The organism is Isoptericola sp. NPDC055063 (assembly GCF_053608125.1).
Genome location: NZ_JBSGUW010000002.1, coordinates 1 through 23,171 on the forward strand (window position 1 = coordinate 1; position 23,171 = coordinate 23,171).

Consider the following 23,171-nt stretch of genomic DNA (forward strand, 5'->3'; position numbering starts at 1 on the left):
CGGTTGGCGCTGTTCCGTGGAGGAACAGCGCCAACCGAGCGCCCACAACACCGACGGGGTGCGTCAGAGCCGGAGGCAGGAGTACGCGGGCGAGCGCTCGAACGCCCACCTCAGGAACGTGCGCGACTCCGGGCCGTACATGCCGTCGACGCTGATCCGCTTGGAGCTGCCCTGGGCGGCGAACTCCTTGTTGACGGCCGTCTGCGCGTTCTTCAGCGCCTGCTTGGTGTCCGGGCCGAACTCCCCGTCGACGGCGAGGTTCCGGTTCAGGTCGTACTGGCGGTAGCACTTCTTCAGCGTCGTCTGGAGCGCCTTCACCTCGCGGCCCTCGGCGCCCTTGACCATCTGGCACGTGATCTTGCCGCTGTACGACGGGATCTGGGCCGTGCGGAGCTTGCCGCTGACGGTCTTCTTCACGGCCACCGACGAGTGGCACACGGGGACGGCGGCCGATGCCGGCGCCGCGGCGAGCGCCGTCAGTCCGAGGGAGGCGGCCAGGGCGACGACGGCGACGAGCGCCGCCGACCGGAGCCGGGAGCGCCGTCCTGCTGGCTGTGCTGACATGGTTCCTCGTTTCATGGTGCGTCATGGAGGGGAACTGCCTGGCACCTGGCTCGGAGCGGCCCGCGCGGCACCCGGTGACCACCTTGAGGTGCTGCTGAGGTTCCCCGCCGCGGGTCCTACGCTGGCCCCGTGACCGCCGAGCAGCCCGCCGTCCTGGCGCCCGTGGCGCCCGCCACCACGCCGTCGGAGCGCCGCCGCGCCACCGCGGAGATCTGGATCGTGCTGGGCCTCAGCCTTGGCCAGAGCGGCGTGTACGCGCTGGTCAACATCATCGCCCGGCTGACCGCGCCGACGCCGCTCGCGGAGCAGACCGCCACGCTCAACGCGAGCCAGTCGGACCGCTCGATCCTCGACCTCACCTACCAGCTCCTGGGGATCTTCTTCGCCCTGGTGCCCGTCGTGCTGGCGCTCTACCTGCTGAGCGGGCGGGCGTCGGCGACCTGGACCGGCACGCGCCGGCGGATCGGTCTCGACTGGGGGCTCGACGGCGCCCGGCCCGGCCGCGACGTCGCGTGGGGGTTCGGGCTCGCCGCCGCGATCGGCATCCCCGGGCTCGCGTTCTACCTGCTGGGCCGCGCCCTGGGGATCACCGTGTCCGTGCAGGCCAGCGCGCTGAACGAGCACTGGTGGACCGTGCCGGTGCTGATCCTCGCCGCCCTGCAGAACGGCCTGCTGGAGGAGGTCGTGGCCGTCGCGTACCTGCGCGAGCGCACGCGCGACCTCGACTGGTCGCGGCTGTGGTTCATCGTGTGGAGCTCGCTGCTGCGCGGCTCCTACCACCTGTACCAGGGCGTCGGGCCGTTCTTCGGCAACGTCGTCATGGGGATCGTGTTCTCGTGGTTCTACACCAGCCGGTGGGGCCGCAACCGGGTGGTCCCGCTGGTCGTCGCGCACACCCTGCTCGACGTCGTCGCGTTCGTCGGGTACGCGCTCCTGCCGCAGGAGTGGAAGGACGCGCTCGGCCTGTGACCACCCCCGCCGGCCCGGCCACGGGGCGGCTACGGTCGGGCGCGTGACCGTCGTCCCGATCCCCGGCTCCAAGTCCATCACCGCGCGGGCGCTGTTCCTCGCCGCGGCCGCGCGGGGCCGCACGACGCTGGTGGACCCGCTCGCGTCCGACGACACCGAGGCCTTCGTCGAGGGGCTGCGCACGCTCGGCTACGGCGTCGAGCAGGGGCCGTCGGTCTGGACGATCGACGGCTCGCCCGCCGGGCCGCCGCGCCGCTCCGCCGACGTCTTCACGCGCGACGGCGCCACGACGGCCCGGTTCCTGCCCACGCTGGCGGCGGCCGGCCACGGCCGCTACGCGTTCGACGCGTCGGAGCAGATGCGCCGCCGCCCGATGGCGCCCCTCACGCGGGCCCTGGCGGACCTGGGGGCCACGCTCGAGTTCCCGGGCGCCGCCGACCACCACCCCGTGACCGTGGCCGCCGCCGGCCTGCGCGGCGGGTCGGTCCGCCTGGACGCGGGGACGTCGTCCCAGTTCCTCACCGCGCTGCTCCTCGCCGGGCCGCTGATGCGCGACGGGCTGACGGTCGAGGTCACCGACCTGGTCTCCGAGCCGTACGTCGCCATCACCACCGCGATGATGGCCGACTTCGGCGTCGAGGTGGAGCGGTCCGGGCGGGTCTACCGCGTCGCGCCGGGCGAGTACACGGCCACCCGGTACGCGGTCGAGCCCGACGCGTCGTCGGCCAGCTACTTCTTCGCCGCGGCGGCGCTGCTCGGCGAGCCCGTCACCGTGCGGGGCCTCGGCACCGGCGCCCTGCAGGGCGACCTCGCCTTCGTGGAGGTACTCGCCCGGATGGGCGCCCGCGTCGAGCAGGACGCCGGCGCCACGACCGTCACGGGCACGGGCCGGCTCCGCGGCATCACCGTCAACATGCGCGACATCTCGGACACCATGCCGACGCTGGCCGCGGTCGCGCCGTTCGCGGACGGGCCCACGCGCATCGTCGACGTCGCCAACACCAGGGTCAAGGAGTGCGACCGCCTCGACGCCTGCGCCACCAACCTGCGCGCGCTGGGGATCGACGTCGAGACCGGGCCGGACTGGATCGAGATCCGGCCCGGCGTCCCGCGGGCGGCGGAGGTCCGCTGCTTCGGCGACCACCGGATCGCGATGGCGTTCAGCGTCGCCGGGCTGCGGACGCCCGGCCTCACCCTCGACGACCCGGGCTGCGTGAAGAAGACCTTCCCGGACTTCCACGAGCGGCTCGCGGCCACCGTGCGGGAGCTCGCCGCGCGCTGAGCGGCGAGGAGAAGCCCCCCACGCTCGTCCGGACGCCGACGTCGGCTGCCGTCCGGGTCCCGAGAGCGCCGATCATGACGACGCGGGCTCCCCGCGGGCACCGAGGCCGTCCCACAGAACCTCGAGGTACGCGTCCGCGAGGCCCGGCGCGTCGCGCGAGGCCTTGGCGATCGCGAACACGGTCTCGCCGATGAGGATCGCGACGAGGGCGGGGTCGATGTCCGAACGGATCGAGCCCTGGCTGCGAGCCTTGGTGAGCATCGCGTCGACGACCCGCACCAGGTCGGCACGGAGCGCGGTGGTGACGGGAAGCTCGAGGTCGGCGAGCTGATCGCTGACCGCGTGGTGCGCCGCCTGGAACGCCATGAGCTCGGCCAGGAACGTCCGCAGCGCCTGATCGCCCCTCTCGCCCGCCTTCTCGAGGACCTCCCTCCCGCGGCTCACGAGCGGTTCGAGCAGCTCCGCCACCGCGGCATCCATGAGCGCGTCCTTGCCGCCGAAGGCACGGACGACCGTCCCCGCACCCATGCCGGCGCGCCGGGCGATCGCGTCGACAGTGAGGGGCGCACCGCCCTCGGCGAGGAGCGCGGTGGCGGCGTCGAGCGCGCGGCGACGGTTGCGGAGCGCGTCCGCTCGAGGCGGCCGCGAAGTCGGCGTTGACAACTGGAATCTCCGTTCCATATGGTTGATCTGGAATGTCAGTTCCAGATACTAGCGGGAAGGAACCCCCCGTGAACCACCGCATCCTCGTCGTCGGCGCCAGCATCGCCGGGCTCGCTACGGCGCACTGGCTCGTCGAGGACGGCTTCGACGTCACCATCGCCGAGCGGGCCCGGGCGCCCCGGCCCGGGGGCAACGGCGTCGACGTGCGCGGGCAGGCCGTCGAGGCGGTCGCCCGCATGGGCCTGCTCGACCTGGTGCGCGCGTCCGCGACCGACGTCCGCGCCATGCAGTTCGTCGACGCCGCAGGGCGCACGACCGCACGTGTCCCCGTCGCCGAGCCCGGCGCGACCGAGATCATGCGCGGCGACCTGGTCGCCCTGCTGCACGATCGGTCCACGGCCGACCGCCGCTTCGGCGACGGCGTCCGAGCGTTGCGCCAGGACGACGGCGGCGTGACCGTCGGCTTCGAGCACGCGCCCGACGAACGGTTCGACCTCGTCGTCGGCGCCGACGGTATGCACTCCACCGTCCGCCGCCTCGCCTTCGGCCCCGAGGAGAGGTTCGTCCGCTTCAAGGGCGGCTACTTCGCCTTCGCCGACGCCGACGCCGCGCTCGGGGCCGACCGCGCCGTGACCATGTACAACACGCCCGGCAGGATGGCCGGGCTCTACCGCTCCGGCCATCACGCCCAGGCCAAGGCCTACCTCGCCTTCCGCTCCAGGCCGCTCGGCCACGACCACCGCGACCCCGACCAGCACCGGCGCATGCTGCGCGAGGCGTTCGCGGACGAGACCGGTTGGTGCGTGCCGCGCCTGCTCGACACCGCGCTCGCGGACCCGCACCTGTACCTCGACGCGCTCGCCCAGGTGCAGATGGACTCCTGGTCGAACGGCCGCGTCGTCCTGGTCGGTGACGCCGCCTGGTGCGCCTCACCGGCCTCCGGCGCAGGGGCGGAGCTCGCGCTCGTCGGCGCCTTCCGCCTCGCCGGAGAGCTGGCACGGGCCGAGGGCGACCCCCGGGCCGCCTTCGCACGTTACGAGGCGATCCACCGCGCCCTCGTCCGGCGCAGGCAGCGGATCAGCCCGAACGTGCGCCTCATGGTCCCGCAGACCCGTGGCGGCATCCGCCTCCGCAACACCCTCGCCCGCCTCCCGATCCTCGGCCCGCTGGGCGCCGTCGAGCGACTCCTGCAAGGCCGGACCCCGCCCCTCGCCCCCGAGGCGGGGACCGTCTAGGAGCCTGCGGGAAGCGCGTCGAGCAGCGACTCGGTCACCTCGGCCAGCCGCTCGGCGTCCGCCGGGTCGAGCGTGCGCAGCGTGAGCGGGAGCGTGGTGCCGCGGTCGATCGCCGTGAGCGGTACCTGCGGCGGACGGTCGATGAACCCGTGGACGGGCGCGACCGACCGGTCGACGGAACGCGCGGCGAACGTCCCGGCTACCCGGATGGCGAGGCGGGCCGCAGCCGGCAACGGGCTGAGGTCACCGCTCCTCGTGAAGCCGGGGTGGTACAGGACGTATCGCACGGGGTTGTCCGCCTGAGCGGCGTACGCGACACCGAGCAGGTCGTTGGCACGGCCGGCCTGGAGCTGAGCCGTGATCGTGCTGTATCCGCGCTCGAGCTGGAGGTCGTCCCAGTGGACCGCACCACGGGTGATGCCGACACCGGCGACGTTGACGATCACCGGACTCGCGCTCCGGCGCAGCAGCGGCGAGAGCTCATGGCCGAGCAGGTAACGGCTGAGGTAGTAGAGCGCGAAGGTGCGTTCGAGGCCTTCGGGCGTCGTCGTGCGGTCGGGGGACTGCCGGTTGGCGAAGAGGCACAGCGCATCGACGACCTCGTGGCGGGCGGCGATCTCGCGGATCGCCCGCCGGGTGGCCGCGACGCCGGACAGGTCGGCCCGGAGGAACTGCACCCGACCGCCGCCCCCGATCCCGTCCGCCTCGGCGACCAGCCGCCGCCCCTTGTCGGGATTGCTGCCGAGCGCGACGACCTGGTCGCCGCGTGCGGCGCGGGCGAGGGCCAGGGCGCGCCCCATCCCGTCGGTACCACCGCTGATGACGACGACGCGCGGCCGGCGCGAGGACGATTCCTGGACGGGCATGAGCGGCTCCCGGGTAGTTACTCTTTGTCTGCACCACCATGGTCAGTAACCGTCCTCGGCCGCACAAGGAGGCAGTGTGACGTCCGGTACGCACACGGATGTGCCCTCGATGGTGAGCGCCCTCCTGCCCGACCCGGTGCCGGCCGAGGAGTACGACCAGTGCCCGGTCACCGAGGTGCTGCGCCGGGTCGGCGACAAGTGGTCGGTCCTGGTCGTCGTGCTGCTGGGCAAGCGCCCGTATCGGTTCAACGAGCTCCACCGCGCCATCGCGACCATCAGCCAACGCATGCTGACCCGCACGCTCCGCGGCCTGGAGACCGACGGCCTGGTCCATCGCGAGGTGTTCCCCACCACGCCGCCCAGCGTCGAGTACCGACTCACCCCGCTCGGACGGTCCCTGCTCGTCCCTCTCTCAGCCCTTGCCGACTGGGTCGTGGAACACCGCGCCGAGATCGCTGCCGCGCGGTCGACGAGCGCCTCCGTCAGCGATCGAGACGTCGCGACACTCGGGGCGGACGCCGCGCCTGCGTCGTCGTAGGCCGGCTCAGCCCCGCGGCCCGGCGCCGCGCAGCAGGGTGTCGACGATGCGAGCGGCCAGGGCGTCGGGGTCGGCGCCCGCCGCGACCTCCCGCAGCGACTCCCCGATCAGCGCGTAGTAGACGCGGCGCACCCAGTCGAGGTCGGCGCCGGAGTCGACGACGCCGTCCGCGCGGGCCCGCTCGAGCACGGCGACGCACCGGCGGTCGACGTCCTGCTGGAGGGCCGCGGCCTCGCCGCCCGGGTCCGCCGGGAGCCCGAGGGCGAACGCCCACGCGCTCTTGACCTGCAGCACGTTGGCGGTGATCCGGTGCATCGCCACGAGCGGTGGCGCCGTGTCCGGGCGGCCGTCGTCCACCGCCTGCGCGAGCTGCTGGACCGCCGACGCCGTCAGCGCCTCGATCAGCGCCTGCCGGCTGGCGAACCGGCGGTGCACGGTGGTGCGGGCCACCCCCGCAGCCGCGGCGATCTGCTCCAGCGACGCGGCCGGGTCGTCCACGAGCACCCGCTCCGCCGCCTCGAGGATCGCGCGCACGCTGCGCTCCGCGTCCGCCCGCAGCGGCCTGGCTGCCGTCCCGCCCATCGCGCCTCCCCTGGTTCTGCCGTGCCGTCGCGCATCCCGCCCGACCCTGCACACGGTACCGGGTCGATGCAACAATCTCATTATCTGCGTCAGCACTGTTGCATATCAGCATCTAACCGCTACGCTCACACTCAGTTGTCGTCGACCAAAGGAGCAGATCGTGCCCACCACCGCCCTGATCACGGGAGCCTCGTCCGGGCTCGGCGCGGAGTTCGCCGAGCAGCTCGCGGCCCGCGGCCACGACGTCGTCCTGGTGGCCCGGTCCGTCGACCGTCTCGCCGCGCTCGCCGAGCGCCTGCGGGCCGCGCACGGCGTCGCCGCCCACGTGCTGGTCCAGGACCTCGCCGCGCCGGACGCCGGACGCCACGTCGCGGGCGACCTGGCCGACCGCGGCCTCGACGTCGACCTGCTCGTCAACAACGCCGGGTTCGGCACCTGCGGCCGGTTCGAGGACATCGACGGGCCGCGCGACCACGACCAGCTCATGGTGAACGTCGTCGCGCTCGTCGACCTCACCCACGCGCTGCTGCCGGGCATGCTCGCCCGGGGCGGCGGCGCCGTCGTCAACGTCGCCTCGAACGCCGCCTTCCAGCCGTCCCCATACTTCGCCGTCTACGGCGCGGCGAAGGCGTTCGTGCTGAGCTTCGGCCTGGCGCTGCGGCAGGAGTACCGCGGCCGCGGCGTCCGCGTCCTGACCCTGTGCCCCGGCCCCGTCGAGACCGGCTTCTTCGACGCCATCGGCACCCGGCGGGCCGCCGTCACCGGCGCCATGACCACCCCGCCGCCCGTGGTGCGCGCCGCCCTGCGCGCGCTGGACCGCGACCGCGGGTACGCCGCCCCCGGCCTCGGCAACGCCCTGACCGCGCACCTCACGCCGCGCCGCCCTCGGACTCTCGTGGCTGCGCTCGCCGAGCGCGTCACCCGCAAGGTGCTCGCCCCCGCGCAGGACACCGCCGCGGACGCCCCGGCGGCCGCCGCGTGAGCGCCGCCGCCCGCGCCGCCGCCGGAGCCGCCGCCGCGATGCTGCTGGTCGGCACGTCGACGGCGGTCACGGCCACCGTCGCCGACTACCCGGTGCTCACCGGGCAGGCCCTGCGCTACGCCCTCGCCGCGGCGATCCTGCTCGCCGTCGTGCGCCACCGCCGCCTGCCGCGGGTGCGCCTGACGGGGCGCGACGTCCTGCTCCTGGTCGCGCTCGCCGTGACGGGCCTGGCCGGGTTCAACGTCTTCCTCGTCGAGGCGACCCGGCACGCCGGGCCGGCCATGATCGGCGCCGTCGTCGGGGGCGTGCCGCTCGTCCTCGCGCTCGTCGGCCCCCTGCTGGAGCGCAGGCGGCCCGCCCCGCGGACCGTGGCGGCCGCCGTTGTGGTGGCGCTCGGCACGGCCGTCGCCGCCGGGCTCGGATCGGGCAGCCTCGCGGGCCTGCTCCTGTCGCTGGGTGCCCTCGCGGGCGAGGTGGCGTTCTCGCTGCTCGCCGTGCCGCTGCTGCCGCGGCTCGGGCCGCTGCGCGTCGCCGCCTACCCCGCCGTCCTGGCCGTGCCGCTGCTGCTCGTGGCCGGCCTCGCGCTCGACGGCACCGCCGCCCTGCGCCTCCCCACGCTCGGCGAGGCGGCGGCCTTCGCCTACCTCGGCGCCGTGGTCACGGCGGCCGCGTTCTTCCTCTGGTACGACGCGCTGGGCCGCCTCGGCCCCGACCGCGCCGGCCTGTTCGCCGGCCTGGTCCCCGTCGGCGCGCTGCTCACGACCGTCGCCCTCGGGATCGGGCACGTGGGCGCCGCCGACGTCGCGGGGGCGCTGCTGGTCGCGGCCGGCGTCGCCGTCGGCCTCCGGTCCCGCGCGGCCGGTGCCGGGACCGGGGCCGGGGACGACGACGACGACCGTCAGAAGCCGGGCGGCGAGGGGAAGCCCCCGAAGCCGGACATCATGCCCTGGGAGACGGTCACGAAGAACGCGACGAAGCCGAGGAAGAACAGCGCGAAGACGATCCGCCCCACGTACCGTCCGGTCCCCATGCGGGCGCCCTGGGGCGCGATGAACCGCTCGGGCCGCGAGGGGTCGTAGACGACGCGCACGTCGCTCTCCGACCGGTCCAGCATGCCGACGTCGGAGTAGGTCGGCACCGCGCGGATCCGGCGCCCGTCGAGCGTGGGGAACTCGATGGTCTCCACGAGCCGGCTCGTCACGGTCCGGTTCTCCCCGGAGCCGCTCGTGGAGTGCTGCAGATGGCTGCGCAGCACGCGGCCCTGCGTCTCCTGGCCCGACCTCTCGAGCCCGCGCACGCCCGCGATGGCGCGCACCGCTCCCACGATCGTCCACAGCCCGAACACGGCCATGACCGCCGGGACCACGAGGAACAGGATCTCCACGCGGGTCAGCCTTCCGTCAGGGCGTGCAGCCCGGCCCGGTGCTCGGCCTGCGCGGCCGGGTCCGGGATGGGCAGCGACGCCAGGAGCTGCTTGGTGTAGTCCTCGCGCGGGCTGCCGAGCACCTGCTCGCCCGTCCCCTCCTCGACGAGGTGGCCGCGGTACAGCACCGCGATCCGGTCGGCGAGGAGGTCGACGACGGCGAGGTCGTGCGACACGAACAGGCAGGCGAAGCCCAGCTCCTTCTGCAGCTCGGCGAAGAGCTCCAGCACGCGCGCCTGCACCGACACGTCGAGCGCCGACGTCGGCTCGTCCGCGATGAGCAGCTCCGGGTCCAGGGCCAGGCCGCGGGCCAGGGACGCGCGCTGCCGCTGCCCGCCGGACAGCTCGTGCGGGTAGCGGTCGCCGTAGCTGCGGGGCAGCTGCACCGCCTCGAGCAGCTCGTCCACGCGGGCGCGCGCCGCCTCCGGGGTGCGGGCCCGGCCGTGCACGACCAGGGGCTCGGCCACGCACTCGGCGATGGTCAGCAGCGGGTTGAACGACGTGGCCGGGTCCTGGAAGACGAAGCCCAGCCGGGGCCGCATCGCCTTGAGGTCGCGACCGCGGGCGCCGAGCATCTCCGTGCCGAGCACCCGCAGCGACCCGCCGCTGACGGGCGTGAGGCCGGCCATGGCGCGGGCGATCGTCGTCTTGCCGGAGCCGGACTCCCCCACGAGGCCCAGCACCTCGCCGGGGCGGATGGTGAGCGAGACGTCGTCCACCGCGGTGAACGCCGGCTGCCGGAACCGGCCCGGGTAGGTGATGGTGAGGCCCTCCGCGCGCACCACGGGCTCCGACCCCGCCCAGCCGTCGGGGCGGTCGGCCGCGCGCTCCACGGCACGGGCGGTGCCCTCGCCCACGCGCGGCACGGCCTTGAGCAGGGCCTTCGTGTACTCGGCCTGCGGGTCGGCGAACAGGTCGTCGACGGGCGCCTGCTCCACGACCTTGCCCTGGTACATCACGGCGACGCGGTCGGCCAGGTCGGCCACCACGCCCATGTTGTGCGTGATGAGCACGATGGCGGTGCCCGTCTCGTCGCGCAGGTGGCGCAGCAGGTCGAGGATCTCGGCCTGCACGGTGACGTCGAGCGCCGTCGTGGGCTCGTCGGCGACGATGAGGTTCGGCCCCAGCACCAGCGCCATCGCGATGACGATGCGCTGCTTCTGCCCGCCCGAGAACTGGTGCGGGTAGTGGTCCACGCGGTGCTCGGGGTCGGGGATGCCGACCGTGCCGAGCACCTCGATCGCCCGGCGCCGCGCCTCCTTCTTCGACACGTCGCCGTGCGCGCGGATGCCCTCCGCGATCTGCCAGCCCACCGTGTACACGGGGTTGAGCACGCTGGACGGCTCCTGGAACACCATCGCGACGTCGCGCCCGCGCACCTGGCGCAGCTTCGCCGCGGAGACGTTGACGACGTCCGTCGTCGTGCCGTCGCGCCCCGTGAGGACGACGGCGCCGCGGGTGGTCGCCGTCTCCGGCAGCAGGCCGAGGATGGTCTTGGCCGTGACGGTCTTGCCGGAGCCCGACTCGCCGACGACGGCGAGCACCTCCCCGGGCTGGACGTCGAGGCTGACGCCGTCGACGGCCCGCACCGGGCCGGCGTCGGTGGCGAACGAGACCGCGAGGTCGGTGATCGTCGCCACGGCGCCGTTCGACGCGACGGCGACCTTGGTCGCTTCGGCGCTCATGCGTCGTCTCCCTTCGGGTTGTCCTCCGGGCGTTCCGCCGACGCCGGGGTCTCCGGGTCCGACGGGTCCGCCTCCACCGACGTCGCGGCGACGGCGCCGGACACCTGCCCGGCGCGGGCGCGCGTCCGCAGCCGCGGGTCGGCCAGGTCGTTGAGCGACTCGCCCATGAGGGTCATGCCCATGGCGGCGAGCACGATGGCGAGGCCCGGGAACAGCGCGGTCCACCAGATGCCGGAGGTGACGTCGGCGACCGCGCGCTGCAGGTCGTAGCCCCACTCGGCGGCCGCCGTCGGTTCGATGCCGAAGCCGAGGAAGCCGAGGCCCGCCAGCGTGAGGATCGCCTCGGACGCGTTGAGCGTGACGATCAGCGGCAGCGTGCGCGTGGAGTTGCGCAGCACGTGGCGCGTCATGATCCGCCAGTGCCCCGTGCCGAGCACGCGCGCCGAGTCGACGAACGCCTCCGCCTTGATACGCACCACCTCGGCACGCACCACCCGGAAGTACTGCGGCACGAACACCACGGTGATCGACAGCGCGGCGGCGAGGATGCCGCCCCACATGTCCGACTTGCCGCCCGAGATGACGATCGCCAGCAGGATCGCGAGCAGCAGGGACGGGAACGCGTAGATCGCGTCCGCCACGACCACGAGCACGCGGTCGAGCCAGCCCCCGAAGTAGCCGGACACGAGGCCCAGCAGCACGCCCACGACGATCGAGGACAGCACGGCGACCAGCACGACCAGGAGCGCCGTGCGGGCGCCCCACACCACGCGGGACAGCACGTCGTACCCACCCACGGTGGTGCCGAACCAGTGCTCGGCGCTGGGCGGCATCTGGGCGCCGAACGCGCCGTCGAGGTCGCGCAGCTGCGACCAGCCGAACGGCGCCAGCAGCGGCGCGAGGACCGCGACCAGCACGAACACGCCGGTGAGCACGATGCCCGCGACGAGCATGCCCCGCTGGAGGCCGACGCTCTGGCGCACCTGCCGCACGACGGGCAGCCTGCGGAACCACGCGCCCCTGCCGCCGAGGTGCTCGGGGGCCGCGCCGGCCGTGCCGACGCTGGTGATCTCTCCCGCGGTCATCAGTACCTCACCCTCGGGTCGACCAGCGCCGCGATGATGTCGACGAGGAAGTTCGTCACCGCCACCACGACGGCCATCAGCACGACGATCCCCTGCACGGCCACGAAGTCGCGCGCCTGCAGGTACTCCGACAGCTGGAAGCCCAGCCCCCGCCACTCGAACGTCGTCTCGGTGAGCACCGCGCCCACCAGGAGCATCGCGACCTGCATGCCGGCCACGGTGATGATCGGGATGAGCGCCGGTCGCCAGGCGTGCTTGCGCACCAGGCGGCTCTCCTTGACGCCGCGCGAGCGCGCCGCGTCGACGTACCCCGCGCCGAGCGTGCCGATCATGTTGGTGCGCACCAGCCGCAGGAACACGCCGGCCGTGAGCAGGCCGAGCGCGAGCGCGGGCAGGAACGCGTGCGACAGCACGTCGAGCACGACGGCCGGGTCCCCGGTCTTGAAGGCGTCGATCAGCATGAACCCGGAGTCCGCCCCGGCGAGCTGCATGGAGATCTCGCCGTCGGTGGACACGCGCCCCGCGACGGGGAACCAGCCCAGCCACACGGAGAACACGAGCTTGAGGATCAGACCCGCGAAGAACACCGGCGTCGCGTAGGCGAGGATCGCGAGGATCCGCAGCACGGCGTCGGGCAGGCGGTCGCGGAAGTAGCCCGCGAGCATGCCGAACGGGACGCCGAGGACGAGGGCGACGACGATCGCGTAGAACGCGAGCTCCAGCGTGGCCGCGCCGTACGTGGTGAGCACCTGCGTCACCGGCTGGTTGTCGCTGATGGTGGTGCCGAAGTCGCCGGAGAAGACGCTGGTGAGGTAGTCCCAGTACTGGGCGACGATCGGACGGTCGTAACCGGCCGCGTGGATCAGCTCCTGGAGCTGGTCGGGCGGCAGCTTGCCGCCCAGCGCGGCCGTGATGGGGTCACCGGTCGCGCGCATGAGCACGAAGACCGTGGTGACCAGGATGAACACGGTCGGGATGATGAGCAGGAAGCGCACCAGGATGTAGCGTCCCAGTGCGCTTCCTGCCGTACTACGTGAGGCCACGGGAAGAGCTCAGTCCGTCTCTCAGCCCTTGGCCAGCGCGCCGTAGCGGAACTTGAACGACGCGTCGAGCGTGTCCTTGGTCCCGGTGACGTCCTTGCCGGTGACGGCGACCTGCGCGCCCTGCAGGTACGGGACGGTCGACAGGTCGTCGGCCTCGGTGTCCTGGATCTTGCCCAGCAGCTCGGTGCGCTTCGCCTCGTCGGCCGTGACGGCCTGCTCGAGGATCATGTCCTCCACGTCCTGGTTCACGTAGTGGTTGCCCAGGAAGTTCTCCTTGAGGAAGAACGGCGTGAGGTAGTTGTCGGCGTCCGAGTAGTCCGGGAACCAGCCGAGCTGGTACGCCGGGTAGACGTCGGCGGTGCGGTCCTTCGAGTACTGCACCCACTCCGTGGTCTGCAGGTTGACCTTGAACAGGCCGCTGCCCTCGAGCTGGTCCTTGATGAGCGCGTACTCGTCGCCGGACGACGGGCCGTAGTGGTCGTTCGAGTACTGCAGGTTCAGCTCCACCGGGGTGGTGACGCCGGCGTCGGCGAGCGTCTGCTTCGCCTTGTCCGCGTCGGGCCCGCCCTGACCGTCGCCGTACTTCTCCTTGAGCGGCTCCGTGGCGCCGGTCAGCCCGTCGGGCACGAAGGAGTACAGCGGGGTGTAGGTGCCCTTGTAGACCTGGTCGGCCAGCGCCTGGCGGTCGATGAGGTCGGCCACGGCCTGGCGCACCGCGGTCGCCTTCTTCGGGTCGGCGTCGGGCTGCTTCTCGCCGTACGGCTGGGTGTTGAAGTTGAAGACGATGTAGCGCGTCTCGCCACCGGGGCCCGTGACGACCTGGACCTTGTCGTCCTTGCCGAGGTCCTCGATGTCGGTGGGCGACAGGGAGCGGAACGCGACGTCGACCGAGCCGTCCTGCACCTCGAGCTTGAGGTTGGAGGCGTCCGTGAAGTACTTGACGTTGATCTTCGGCGTCTTCGCGGCGCCGAGGACACCCTGGTAGCCGTCGTACTTCTCGTAGCTGACCAGCTCGTTCAGCTTGTAGCCGGTGATCGAGTACTGCCCGGCGAACGCCTTGCCGTCCACGATCGTCGTGTCGTCCGTGACCGCGTCGGGCGAGAAGACGTCCTCGTCGACGATCGGGCCCACGGGCGACGACAGGATCTGCGGGAAGATCTGGTCGTTCGCGCTCTTCAGCTTGAAGACGACGGTCGTGTCGTCCGGGGTCTCGACCGAGTCGAGGTTGTAGAGCAGCGACGACGGGCCGTTCTCGTCCGCGATCTTCAGCTGCCGGTCGAACGTGAACTTGACGTCCGAGGAGGTCAGGTCGTTGCCGTTGGCCCACTTGAGGCCCGGCTTGAGCTTGACCGTGTACTCCTTGGGCGACGTGAACTCGGCCGACTCCGCGATGTCCGGCTCCACGTCCGGGCTGCCGTACGGCGTGTTCATGAGGAACGGGTAGACCTGGTTCATCACGGCGAACGAGCCGTTGTCGTACGAGCCGGCCGGGTCGAGGGACGTGATCTTGTCCGTCGTACCGATGATCATCGACTCGGCGGCACCGCCGCCGTCCCCGCTGCCGCCGTCACCGGAACCGCCGCCGCACGCGGTCAGCACCAGCGCCAGCACTGCCGTTCCTGCGGCGCCGGTGATCAGCCGTCGCGAGCCTCTGATGGCACTCATGGTCTCAGGTCCCCTTCGTCCAGGCCGGCCCACGGCGGGTGGCCGCGGGCTCGTGGCGATGCGGGCGTCTCTGGCACACCGGTGTGTCGCCGTGGTCACGGGCGTGGGTCACACCCGGACCGGTATCGCATCGTGGTCCGGGAACCTACCACTGCGCTCCGGCTCGTGTCACAGGCCACAGTCCCCGTCTCCGCCTAGACTTCCCGGCATGTCCGGAGCGAGCACCGCGGGTCCCGTCCAGGATCCGTCGCACCGGGATCGCCCGTCGCACCGGGGGCCGGCGTCCGACCCGACGCCCCCGACCGGTCCGCTGCAGGCGCTGCTGGGCGGCGACGGCTCCGACGACGGCGCGCCGACCGACCTCGTGCGCGTCGTCGACACGCCCGAGGCCCGGGTGCGGCACCCCTCCGACATGCTCGGCATGGTGGTCAGCGCGCTGGGTGTGGCGCTCGTGCTCGTCCTGTCGGTGGTGGCGCACGCGACCACCGAGGGCGTCACGGAGGACGTCCAGAACTTCAGCACCCTGCTGGCCCGGATCCTGTTCGTGCCGGTCCAGCTCCTCGAGGGCCTCGTCACGCTGTTCGTGCCCGCCGCCGTGCTGATCGAGCTGGGCTGGCGCCGGCTGGGCCGGCAGGTGGTGGAGTCGATCTGCGCGGCAGCCCTGGGCCTCGTGCTCGGCGTCGTCACGGCGCTCACGATCTCCCGGTTCGGCAGCGACGAGCTGGTGCGCGGGCTGTCCGTCTTCCGCGACGGCACCTGGCAGCTCACCATCCCCGGGTACGTGGCCGCCATCGCCGGCCTGCTCACCACCGCCGGCCCGCGCACCCGCCGCCGCACGGTGCGCTGGTCGTGGAACGTGCTCTACCTGTCCCTGGCCATCGTGCTCATCACCGGGCAGGTCTCGCTGCCGGGAGTGATCGTCGCCCTGCTGCTCGGCCGCCTCGCCGGGCAGGCCGTGCAGTACGTCTCCGGCGTGCGCAGCGAGCGCGCCTACGGGGCCGACCTCGTCGCCGCGGTGCGGCGCGCGGGGTTCCACCCGACGGCGCTGGTCCGGGTGCGCGACGTGTCCGTCGTCGTCGACGACGACGCCCCCGGCGAGGTGCCCGCCCCGCCCGAGGACCCCGTGGCCGCGTACGACGCCGACGGGGACGTCGTGGAGGAACCGCCGGACGAGGGCCAGGCCCTCCCCGCCCCGCCGACGACGGCGGACGCCGCGGCCGTCGCGCTCACCCGGGCGGGCGACAACCGCGTGTACGCGCTGCTCACCGACGACGGCGCGCCCCGCCGCGACGTCGTCGTGCTCGACGGCGACCGCCAGGTCATGACCACCGTGCAGCGGCTGTGGCGCGCGCTGCGGCTGCGTGGCCTCGAGGGCCGTGCCTCCATCTCGCTGCGCGCCGCGGCCGAGCGCACCGCCCTCCTCGCGTACGCGGCCACCGCGGCCGGGGTGCGCACCCAGCGGCTGGAGGGCATCGGCGTCGCCGACGACTCCGTGGTGCTGGTGCAGGAGCACGCGCGCGGCGCCGTCTCCCTGCGCGACGTCGCGGCCGACGACCTCGAGGGCGCGCGCGGGGACGCCGTCCTCGCGGAGGCCTGGGAGCAGCTGCGCCGGGCCCACGACGCCGGCCTCACGCACCACTCCCTGACGCTCGACGTGGTGCTGGTGCACCACGACGAGCGCGGCGCGCCGCACGTCTGGCTGACCGGCTGGGAGCAGGGCGAGATCGCGTCGGGCACGCTGTCGCGCCGGCTCGACCTCACGCAGATGCTCGCCCTGCTGGCGCTGCGCGTGGGCGCGCGGCGGGCGCTCGCGTCCGCCGTCCGCGCGCTGCCCGACAAGGAGATCGCCGCGATCGGCCCGCTGCTGCAGTCCGTCGCGCTGCCGAGCCCCACGCGCGAGGAGGTCCGCAAGGCCAAGGGCCTGCTGGACGAGCTGCGCGAGGCCCTCGTGGAGCGCCTGCCGCAGGCCGACGTCCAGCCCCAGAACATCACCCGGTTCGGCGCCCGCACGATCATCATGCTGACGCTGACGATCGTCGCCGTCACGGTGATCGTCACGACGATGAACTTCGAGGAGATCGCCTCCGCGATCACCGAGGCGAACCCCTGGTGGGTGGCGGCGTCCTTCGCGTTCGGGGCGATCACGTGGTTCGGCGCCGCGCTCACGTTCAGCGCGTTCTCGCCCGAGAAGCTGCCGCTGTGGCGCGCGACGCTCACGCAGATGGCCGGGTCGTTCGTGTCGCTCGCGGCCCCCGCCGGCATCGGGCCGGCCGCCCTCAACCTGCGGATGCTCACCCGGCGCGGCGTGGCCACCCCGATGGCGGTCGCGACGGTGGCGCTGGTGCAGCTGTCGCAGTTCGTCGTCACGGTGCTGCTGCTCGTCGTGCTGTCCGTGTCCACCGGATCCGGCGGCCTCATCGACCTGCCCTCGACCACCGTGCTGCTCGCCATCGCGGGCGTGGGGGTGGCGGTCGTGGCGACCCTGCTGGTCCCGTCCGTGCGGCGGTGGGCGTGGGAGAAGGCCCGCCCCACGCTGGAGCAGGTGTGGCCGCGGCTGTCGCAGATGATCGGCCAGCCCACCCGCCTCGCTCTGGGCCTCGGCGGCAACGTCATCATGACGCTGGGGTACGTGCTCGCGTTCGACGCCGCGCTCGCCGCCTTCGGGCAGGAGCTCAACCTCATCGACGTGGCCGTGATCTACCTGGTCGGCAACTCCGTCGGCGCGATGGTGCCCACCCCCGGTGGCCTGGGCGGCGTCGAGGGCGCGCTCATCGCGGGCCTCACGGCGGCCGGCATCCCCGCGTCCCTGGCGTTCTCCGTCACCATGCTCTACCGCGTCGTCACCTACTGGGCACGCGTCCCGATCGGCTGGGTGGCGATGAAGCGCCTGGAGAGCACGGGCGACCTGTGACGACGCTCGACGGCGTGGGGTCGGACGCTGCCGCGTGCGGTGCGCCGGGCGTCACGTCCGCCTCCGCGGCGGCCGACGAGCTCGACCGGGTGCTCGCGGGGCTGCAGTGGCGGTTCGTCGCGCGCTCGCGGCACGCGCTGGACGCGGGCGGCTGGGCCGAGCACGCGACGGGCGCGGGCGCCCTGCTGCTGGTCACCGAGGGCCTGGTGCGGGTGCGGGGCGTGGGCGACGTGGCGGACCTCGCCCCGGGTGACTTCCTCTTCCTGCCGCACGGGCCGCGGTTCGAGGTGCACGCGCTGTCGGAAGCCGTCGTGGAGTGCGTGCAGGTCGCGCCCGTCGGCGCGGACACCGGCCGCGGCGTGCTGCCCGAGCACGTGCTCCTCACCGAGCTGCCGCAGACGGAGCCGACGGCCGCCGCGATGCTGCGCGACCTCGTGGAGTCGTACCGCGCGCCCCGCAGCGTGCTCGGCGACCGCGTCGTCACGCTCGTCGCGTCGCTCGCGATCAGCGCCTGGTACGCCCGCGGCTGCGCGCCGGCGCGCTGGCTGATGCAGCGAGAGGACCCGGGCCTGGCCGGCGCCGTCGCGGCCATCCACGCCGACCCGGGGCGGGAGTGGACCGTGGACGACCTGGCACGCGTGGCGCTGGCGTCGCGGTCCGGATTCGCCGCCCGGTTCCGCGACGCCACGGGCCAGACGCCCGGCCGCTACCTCGCGCAGGTGCGGGTCGCGCACGCGCGCTGCCTGCTGGCGGCGGGCGACCTGTCGGTCGCGGCGATCGCCCGCCGCCTGGGCTACGGCTCGGACACGGCGTTCGGCCGCGCCTTCCGTCGTCACACGGGCGCGACGCCGTCCGAGTGGCGCCGCGGGAGCGTGCTGCGTACCAGCACCCCGCCGGCCACCGCGACCACGGCCGCGACCAGATAGGTCCAGCCCACCCCGACCGAGTCCACGCCCAGGCCGCCCACGGCCGAGCCGAGGATGATCGCCGTCTGGAAGGCCGCCACGACGAGGCCGCTGCCCGCCTCGACCTGCCCCGGCATGATCCGCGTGATCCACACCTGCACCACGTTGAGCACGCCGCCGAACGCCGCGCCCCACAGGATCACCGCCGGGTAGGCGAGCACCGGGAACGCCGCCGCCAGCCCCACCGCGGCCACGCTCACGCCGATCACCGCGGGCACGGCGAGCAGCAGCACCGCCAGGTGCCGGTCCACGATCGCGCCGATCGCGAAGTTGCCGACCAGGCCGCCCGCGCCGAACAGGGCGAGCAGCACGGCGATCGTGCCGACGTCCGCCCCCGGCAGCAGGGACAGCGCCGGGCGCACGTACGTGAAGCCGACGAAGTGCCCGCCGATGACGGCCACGATGCTCACCAGGCCCAGCGCGACGCCCGGGGACCGCAGCGCACGGCCCGTGGCGGCCCAGCCGATGCCCGGCGTGGGCGCGACCGGCGGCAGCGCGGCCCGCATGGCGACCGCCGTGACCACGGTGACCACCGCGGCCGCGACGAAGACGACCCGCCAGCCGGCGGCCGCGCTGAGGATCACGCCGAGCGGCACCCCGGCCACGGTCGCGACCGTCGTCCCCGCGTTCACGATCATCATCGCCCTGCCCACCCGGTCCGCCGGGACGAGCTGCGTGGCGATGACCAGCGACATCGACCAGTAGCCGCCGAGCGCCGCGCCCAGCAGCAGCCGGGCCGCCATGAGCACCCCGATGCTCGGCGCGACGGCGACCAGCACGTTGGACACCACCGCGCCCAGGGCCAGCACCACCAGCAGGGTGCGGCGGTCGGTGCGCGGGAACAGGGCGCCCAGGCCCAGCGCGGTGGCGAGGGCCGTGAGGGCGGTGACGCTCACCGACAGCCCCACGACGCCCTCCGAGACGCCCAGGTCCTGCGCCACGGGCGTCAGCACGCCGGGCGGCAGGAACTCCGCCGTCACGAGCGAGAAGCTGCCGAGGAACATCGTCGCGAGCGCGAGGGCTGCGCGGCGTGGGGTCAGGGGGCGCGGCGCGGGCGCCGGCGTGGGCGCCGTCGTGCCCGTGGTGGTGAGGCGGGCCGCGTCCGGCGCGGCCGCCGTGTCGATCGGGTTCGTGGTCATGCCGGTCGCAACAACCGCCATCCCGGCGCGAGCCGACCCGGACGCCGCCGGACTCGATCGAGACGCCACGCCCGCCCGGCCTGCCCCGGGAACGCCGGAGGCCCGCCGCTCGCGCAGGGCGAGCGGCGGGCCTCCGGGTGGCTGACGCGACGCGGACGTCGGTCAGCGAAGGATCACTTCGCGACGGCCTTCTTCAGCAGCGAGCCGGCGCTGATCTTCACGCCGAAGCCGGCGGGGATCTGGATCTCCTCGCCCGTGCGCGGGTTGCGGCCGGTGCGGGCGGCACGCTCGACGCGCTCGACCGAGAGCAGACCCGTGACCTTGACCGCCTCGCCCTTGGCGAGCGACTCCTCGAGCACAGCCTGGAAGGCGTTGAGGAACTTCTCCGCCTCCGCCTTGCTGAGCTCGGCCTTGCCGGCGATGGCCGAGACCAGCTCGGACTTGTTCAGCGACATGTGCATCCCTTCTCCGGTTCACGACGCACGCGACCCGCGCGTCGTCACGTTCACGATCCCGCCCGGCTCGCGCCGGGGGACCGGGGAACACACTAGGGAACATCCGCGGATTCCTGCGACTTTTCCGCGCGTGGCGTGCCGGACACCCCGATCCGGGAACCTTTCGAGCACGTGATCTGTCGCGCTGTCGGGCCTCGTGGCGGGACAGATCGCCTGCTCGACGGCGCCTCAGTCGCGCGGGCCGCCGTCCCCGGAGTCGTCGTGATCCTCGTCGTGCTCGGCGTCGTGCTCGCCGTCCTGCCAACCCACGGTGTCGCGCCGGCGCACGCGCAGCACGACGGCCGCGGCGACGCCCACCGCGGCGAGCACCGCCACGGGGAACAGCCACGCCGTCGCCCACCCGGCCTCGCCGTCGGCGTCGAGGTCCGCGCCGGGGGTGCCGGACCGGTGCGTGCCGTGGCCGTCGTCGGCGGCCGTGTCGCTGGCCGTGTCGCTGGCCGTGGCGCTGGCCGTGGCGGTGGGCGACGCGGTCGTCGGGGTCGCCGTCGCGCTCGCCGTGTCGGTCGGGGTCGGCGTCGGGCTCGGCGAGGCGGCCGCGACGGTGAACGCGAGGTCGCCCTCGATGGGGTGGCCGTCGGAGGAGACGACGCGCCACGCGACGTCCCACTCGCCGCCGGGCAGGTCGGCGGGCAGCGTCGCGACGACGTCCTCGCCATCCACCGCGACCTGCGCCTTCGTCGTCCCGTCGGGAGTCGTGACGGCCACCTGGGCGCCGGAGTCGAGCATGGCTGCGCTGAACACGAGCGTGAGCGTGGTGGGCGGCTCGGCGACCTTCGCGCCGTCGGCCGGGTCGGACGAGACGAGCCGGTCGTGCGCGGCGGCGGGCTGCGCGACGGCGAGGCCGAGCGCGGGGGCCAGCACGGCGGCGAGCAGGACGACGAGGGCGCGACGACGGCGCGCGGGTCGGGGGTGCACGGCCCGACCCTAGCGACCCACTCGCCCGAGCTGTCAGGGCTCGCGGGGGCGGGCGGCGTTCCTACACTCGGGGGGTGGACTTCACCTCGGCCTACGCCCACGGCTTCGCCCGCGTGGCGGCCTGCACCGTCCCCGTCACCGTCGCCGACCCCCGCGCGAACGCGGCCGCGATCCTCGCCGAGGCGCGCGCGTGCCACGACGACGGCGTCGCGGTCGCCGTCTTCCCGGAGCTGTGCGTCTCCGGCTACGCCATCGACGACCTGCACCTCGCCGACGCGCTCCTGGAGGCGACGTCCGACGCGCTCGCCGCGATCGTCGAGGCCAGCGCCGAGCTGCGCCCGCTGCTCGTGGTCGGGGCGCCGCTCGAGGTCGGGAACCGGCTGCTGAACTGCGCCGTCGTCGTGCAGGGCGGGCGGGTGCTGGGCGTCGCCCCCAAGTCGTACCTGCCGAACTACCGCGAGTTCTACGAGAAGCGCTGGTTCGCTCCCGGCGACGACCGGCGCGGCGCCACGGTCACGCTGCCGTTCGCGGACGGCCCGGTGCCCTTCGGCCCCGACCTGCTGTTCGCCGCCGACGACGTCGCCGGGCTCGTCGTGCACGTCGAGGTGTGCGAGGACCTGTGGGTGCCCGTGCCGCCGTCGGCGGAAGCCGCGCTGGCAGGCGCGACGGTGCTGCTCAACCTGTCCGCCAGCCCCATCACGGTGGCGCGGGCCGAGGACCGGCGGCTCATGGTGCGCTCGGCGTCGCACCGCGGGCTCGCCGCGTACGCCTACGCGGCGGCGCAGGGCGAGTCGAGCACGGACCTGTCGTGGGACGGCCAGACGATGGTCTACGAGGTGGGCGACCTGCTCGCCGAGACCGAGCGCTTCCCCGACGGCGCGCGGCGCTCCGTGGCCGACGTCGACCTCGACCGGCTGCGCCAGGAGCGGCTGCGGCAGGGGTCGTTCGACGACAACCGCCGCGCGCTCGGCTCCCGCGTCGAGGGGTTCCGCACCATCGGGTGGACCGTCGACCCGCCGGCGGGCGACGTCGGCCTGCGCCGCAAGGTGGACCGCTTCCCCTTCGTGCCGGACGACCCGGAGCGCCTCGCCCAGGACTGCTACGAGGCGTACTCGATCCAGGTGGCCGGGCTGGAGCAGCGGCTGCGGTCGATCGGGCAGCCGAAGATCGTCATCGGCGTCTCGGGCGGCCTGGACTCGACGCACGCGCTCATCGTCGCGGCGCGCGCCATGGACCGCCTCGGGCGGCCCCGCAGCGACATCCACGCGATCACGATGCCCGGCTTCGCGACGTCGTCTGCGACGAAGGACCGCGCCACCCGGCTCGCGACGTCGCTGGGCGTGCACTTCGAGGAGCTCGACATCCGGCCCGCGGCCGAGCAGATGCTCCGCGACCTGGGCCACCCGTACGGCGCGGGCGAGAAGGTCTACGACGTCACGTTCGAGAACGTGCAGGCCGGCCTGCGCACCGACTACCTGTTCCGGCTCGCGAACCACCGCGGCGGCATCGTGCTCGGCACCGGCGACCTGTCCGAGCTGGCGCTGGGCTGGTGCACGTACGGCGTGGGCGACCAGATGTCGCACTACGCGGTGAACACCGGCGTGCCGAAGACGCTCATCCAGCACCTCATCCGCTGGGTGGCGGACACCGGCCAGTTCGAGGCGGGCACCAACGCCCTGCTCCTGGAGATCCTGGGGCAGGAGATCTCCCCCGAGCTCGTCCCCGCCGAGGAGGGCGAGGCGCCGCAGTCCACGGAGGCCACCATCGGGCCGTACGCGCTGCAGGACTTCACCCTGTTCTGGACGCTGCGGCACGGGCTGCGGCCGTCCAAGATCGCGTTCCTCGCCTGGCACGCCTGGCGCGACCCCGACGCCGGCGAGTGGCCGCCCAACTTCCCGCACGACGAGCGGTCCGCCTACGACCTGGCCACCATCCGGAAGTGGGAGGTCGTCTTCTTCCGCCGGTACTTCTCGTCGCAGTTCAAGCGCTCCGCGCTGCCCAACGGGCCCAAGGTCTCCCCCGGCGGCACCATGTCGCCGCGCGGCGACTGGCGCATGCCGTCCGACGCGTCGGCCGCCGCCTGGCTCGCCGAGCTGGAGGCGAACGTCCCCCTCGACTAGGAATTCACCCCCGCAGGGACCGGC

General features: G+C 73.7%; 20 protein-coding genes. 9 read left to right on the plus strand and 11 right to left on the minus strand.

The annotated features are described in order from the left end of the window. Window positions 1-63: 63 nt before the first annotated feature. Window positions 64-564 carry a peptidoglycan-binding domain-containing protein gene (locus tag ACWF41_RS02005; protein ID WP_380321726.1) on the minus strand — a complete coding sequence of 167 codons (501 nt, stop codon included), beginning with the start codon at window positions 562-564 and terminating at the stop codon, window positions 64-66. Window positions 565-693: 129 nt separating this feature from the next. On the opposite strand from ACWF41_RS02005, the gene ACWF41_RS02010 reads away from it, so the two are divergent. Further along, on the plus strand, window positions 694-1,533 hold the full coding sequence (locus tag ACWF41_RS02010; RefSeq protein WP_380321729.1) for a CPBP family intramembrane glutamic endopeptidase: 840 nt from the start codon (window positions 694-696) through the stop codon (window positions 1,531-1,533). A 43-nt stretch (window positions 1,534-1,576) separates the two neighbouring features. Then, complete coding sequence (gene aroA, locus ACWF41_RS02015) at window positions 1,577-2,815, plus strand: 3-phosphoshikimate 1-carboxyvinyltransferase (RefSeq protein WP_380321732.1); 1,239 nt, start codon at window positions 1,577-1,579, stop codon at window positions 2,813-2,815. A gap of 72 nt (window positions 2,816-2,887) precedes the next feature. Here aroA and ACWF41_RS02020 read toward each other — a convergent pair whose 3' ends face one another. Continuing rightward, window positions 2,888-3,478, minus strand: coding sequence for a TetR/AcrR family transcriptional regulator (locus ACWF41_RS02020; protein ID WP_380321735.1), 591 nt, complete (start codon window positions 3,476-3,478; stop codon window positions 2,888-2,890). 68 nt (window positions 3,479-3,546) lie between these two features. Here ACWF41_RS02020 and ACWF41_RS02025 point away from each other — a divergent pair, with 68 nt between their 5' ends. Next, window positions 3,547-4,713 (plus strand): FAD-dependent monooxygenase, encoded by a 1,167-nt coding sequence (locus tag ACWF41_RS02025; protein ID WP_380321738.1) that lies wholly within the window; start codon window positions 3,547-3,549, stop codon window positions 4,711-4,713. Here the strand turns inward: ACWF41_RS02025 and ACWF41_RS02030 are convergent. Beyond that, the gene (locus ACWF41_RS02030) at window positions 4,710-5,579 is read right to left on the minus strand and encodes an SDR family NAD(P)-dependent oxidoreductase (protein ID WP_380321740.1); all 870 of its coding nucleotides are present in this window, start codon (window positions 5,577-5,579) and stop codon (window positions 4,710-4,712) included. The genes ACWF41_RS02025 and ACWF41_RS02030 overlap by 4 nt on opposite strands. 109 nt (window positions 5,580-5,688) lie before the next feature. Between ACWF41_RS02030 and ACWF41_RS02035 the strand changes: the two genes are divergently transcribed. Beyond that, on the plus strand, window positions 5,689-6,117 hold the full coding sequence (locus ACWF41_RS02035) for a winged helix-turn-helix transcriptional regulator (RefSeq protein WP_380321743.1): 429 nt from the start codon (window positions 5,689-5,691) through the stop codon (window positions 6,115-6,117). Window positions 6,118-6,123: 6 nt separating this feature from the next. Here ACWF41_RS02035 and ACWF41_RS02040 read toward each other — a convergent pair whose 3' ends face one another. Next, complete coding sequence (locus ACWF41_RS02040) at window positions 6,124-6,699, minus strand: TetR/AcrR family transcriptional regulator (RefSeq protein WP_380321746.1); 576 nt, start codon at window positions 6,697-6,699, stop codon at window positions 6,124-6,126. Between the two features lie 160 nt (window positions 6,700-6,859). Here ACWF41_RS02040 and ACWF41_RS02045 point away from each other — a divergent pair, with 160 nt between their 5' ends. Then, the gene (locus ACWF41_RS02045) at window positions 6,860-7,681 is read left to right on the plus strand and encodes an SDR family NAD(P)-dependent oxidoreductase (RefSeq protein ID WP_380321749.1); all 822 of its coding nucleotides are present in this window, start codon (window positions 6,860-6,862) and stop codon (window positions 7,679-7,681) included. Then, window positions 7,678-8,760 carry a DMT family transporter gene (locus tag ACWF41_RS02050; protein WP_452181911.1) on the plus strand — a complete coding sequence of 361 codons (1,083 nt, stop codon included), beginning with the start codon at window positions 7,678-7,680 and terminating at the stop codon, window positions 8,758-8,760. The genes ACWF41_RS02045 and ACWF41_RS02050 overlap by 4 nt, the downstream gene beginning before the upstream one ends. A 310-nt stretch (window positions 8,761-9,070) precedes the next feature. Here the strand turns inward: ACWF41_RS02050 and ACWF41_RS02055 are convergent, their stop codons facing one another. From ACWF41_RS02055 to ACWF41_RS02070, 4 genes are read right to left on the minus strand one after another with little or no spacing between them, the layout of a single operon-like run. Further along, window positions 9,071-10,789, minus strand: coding sequence for a dipeptide ABC transporter ATP-binding protein (locus tag ACWF41_RS02055; RefSeq protein ID WP_380321755.1), 1,719 nt, complete (start codon window positions 10,787-10,789; stop codon window positions 9,071-9,073). Further along, window positions 10,786-11,874 carry an ABC transporter permease gene (locus ACWF41_RS02060; protein ID WP_380321758.1) on the minus strand — a complete coding sequence of 363 codons (1,089 nt, stop codon included), beginning with the start codon at window positions 11,872-11,874 and terminating at the stop codon, window positions 10,786-10,788. The genes ACWF41_RS02055 and ACWF41_RS02060 overlap by 4 nt, the downstream gene beginning before the upstream one ends. Beyond that, entirely contained in the window at window positions 11,874-12,917 is a 1,044-nt protein-coding gene (locus ACWF41_RS02065; RefSeq protein ID WP_380321761.1) for an ABC transporter permease, read from the minus strand. Before ACWF41_RS02065 ends, ACWF41_RS02060 begins: the two co-directional genes overlap by 1 nt. Before the next feature lie 21 nt (window positions 12,918-12,938). After that, complete coding sequence (locus tag ACWF41_RS02070) at window positions 12,939-14,582, minus strand: ABC transporter substrate-binding protein (RefSeq protein WP_380321764.1); 1,644 nt, start codon at window positions 14,580-14,582, stop codon at window positions 12,939-12,941. 208 nt (window positions 14,583-14,790) lie between these two features. Here ACWF41_RS02070 and ACWF41_RS02075 point away from each other — a divergent pair, with 208 nt between their 5' ends. Then, on the plus strand, window positions 14,791-17,493 hold the full coding sequence (locus tag ACWF41_RS02075; protein ID WP_380321767.1) for a flippase-like domain-containing protein: 2,703 nt from the start codon (window positions 14,791-14,793) through the stop codon (window positions 17,491-17,493). Then, window positions 17,490-18,419, plus strand: a complete 930-nt coding sequence (locus ACWF41_RS02080) for a helix-turn-helix domain-containing protein (protein ID WP_380347087.1) — start codon at window positions 17,490-17,492, stop codon at window positions 18,417-18,419. The genes ACWF41_RS02075 and ACWF41_RS02080 overlap by 4 nt, the downstream gene beginning before the upstream one ends. On the opposite strand, the gene ACWF41_RS02085 is transcribed toward ACWF41_RS02080, so the two are convergent. From ACWF41_RS02085 to ACWF41_RS02095, 3 genes are all read right to left on the minus strand, one after another. Then, on the minus strand, window positions 18,326-19,597 hold the full coding sequence (locus ACWF41_RS02085) for an MFS transporter (RefSeq protein ID WP_380321773.1): 1,272 nt from the start codon (window positions 19,595-19,597) through the stop codon (window positions 18,326-18,328). The genes ACWF41_RS02080 and ACWF41_RS02085 overlap by 94 nt on opposite strands. A 173-nt stretch (window positions 19,598-19,770) precedes the next feature. Next, window positions 19,771-20,052 carry an HU family DNA-binding protein gene (locus ACWF41_RS02090; RefSeq protein ID WP_079573476.1) on the minus strand — a complete coding sequence of 94 codons (282 nt, stop codon included), beginning with the start codon at window positions 20,050-20,052 and terminating at the stop codon, window positions 19,771-19,773. Between the two features lie 228 nt (window positions 20,053-20,280). Then, window positions 20,281-21,027, minus strand: coding sequence for a copper resistance CopC family protein (locus ACWF41_RS02095; RefSeq protein WP_380323314.1), 747 nt, complete (start codon window positions 21,025-21,027; stop codon window positions 20,281-20,283). A gap of 74 nt (window positions 21,028-21,101) precedes the next feature. On the opposite strand from ACWF41_RS02095, the gene ACWF41_RS02100 reads away from it, so the two are divergent. Then, window positions 21,102-23,147, plus strand: a complete 2,046-nt coding sequence (locus ACWF41_RS02100) for an NAD(+) synthase (RefSeq protein ID WP_380323312.1) — start codon at window positions 21,102-21,104, stop codon at window positions 23,145-23,147. Window positions 23,148-23,171: the final 24 nt, after the last annotated feature.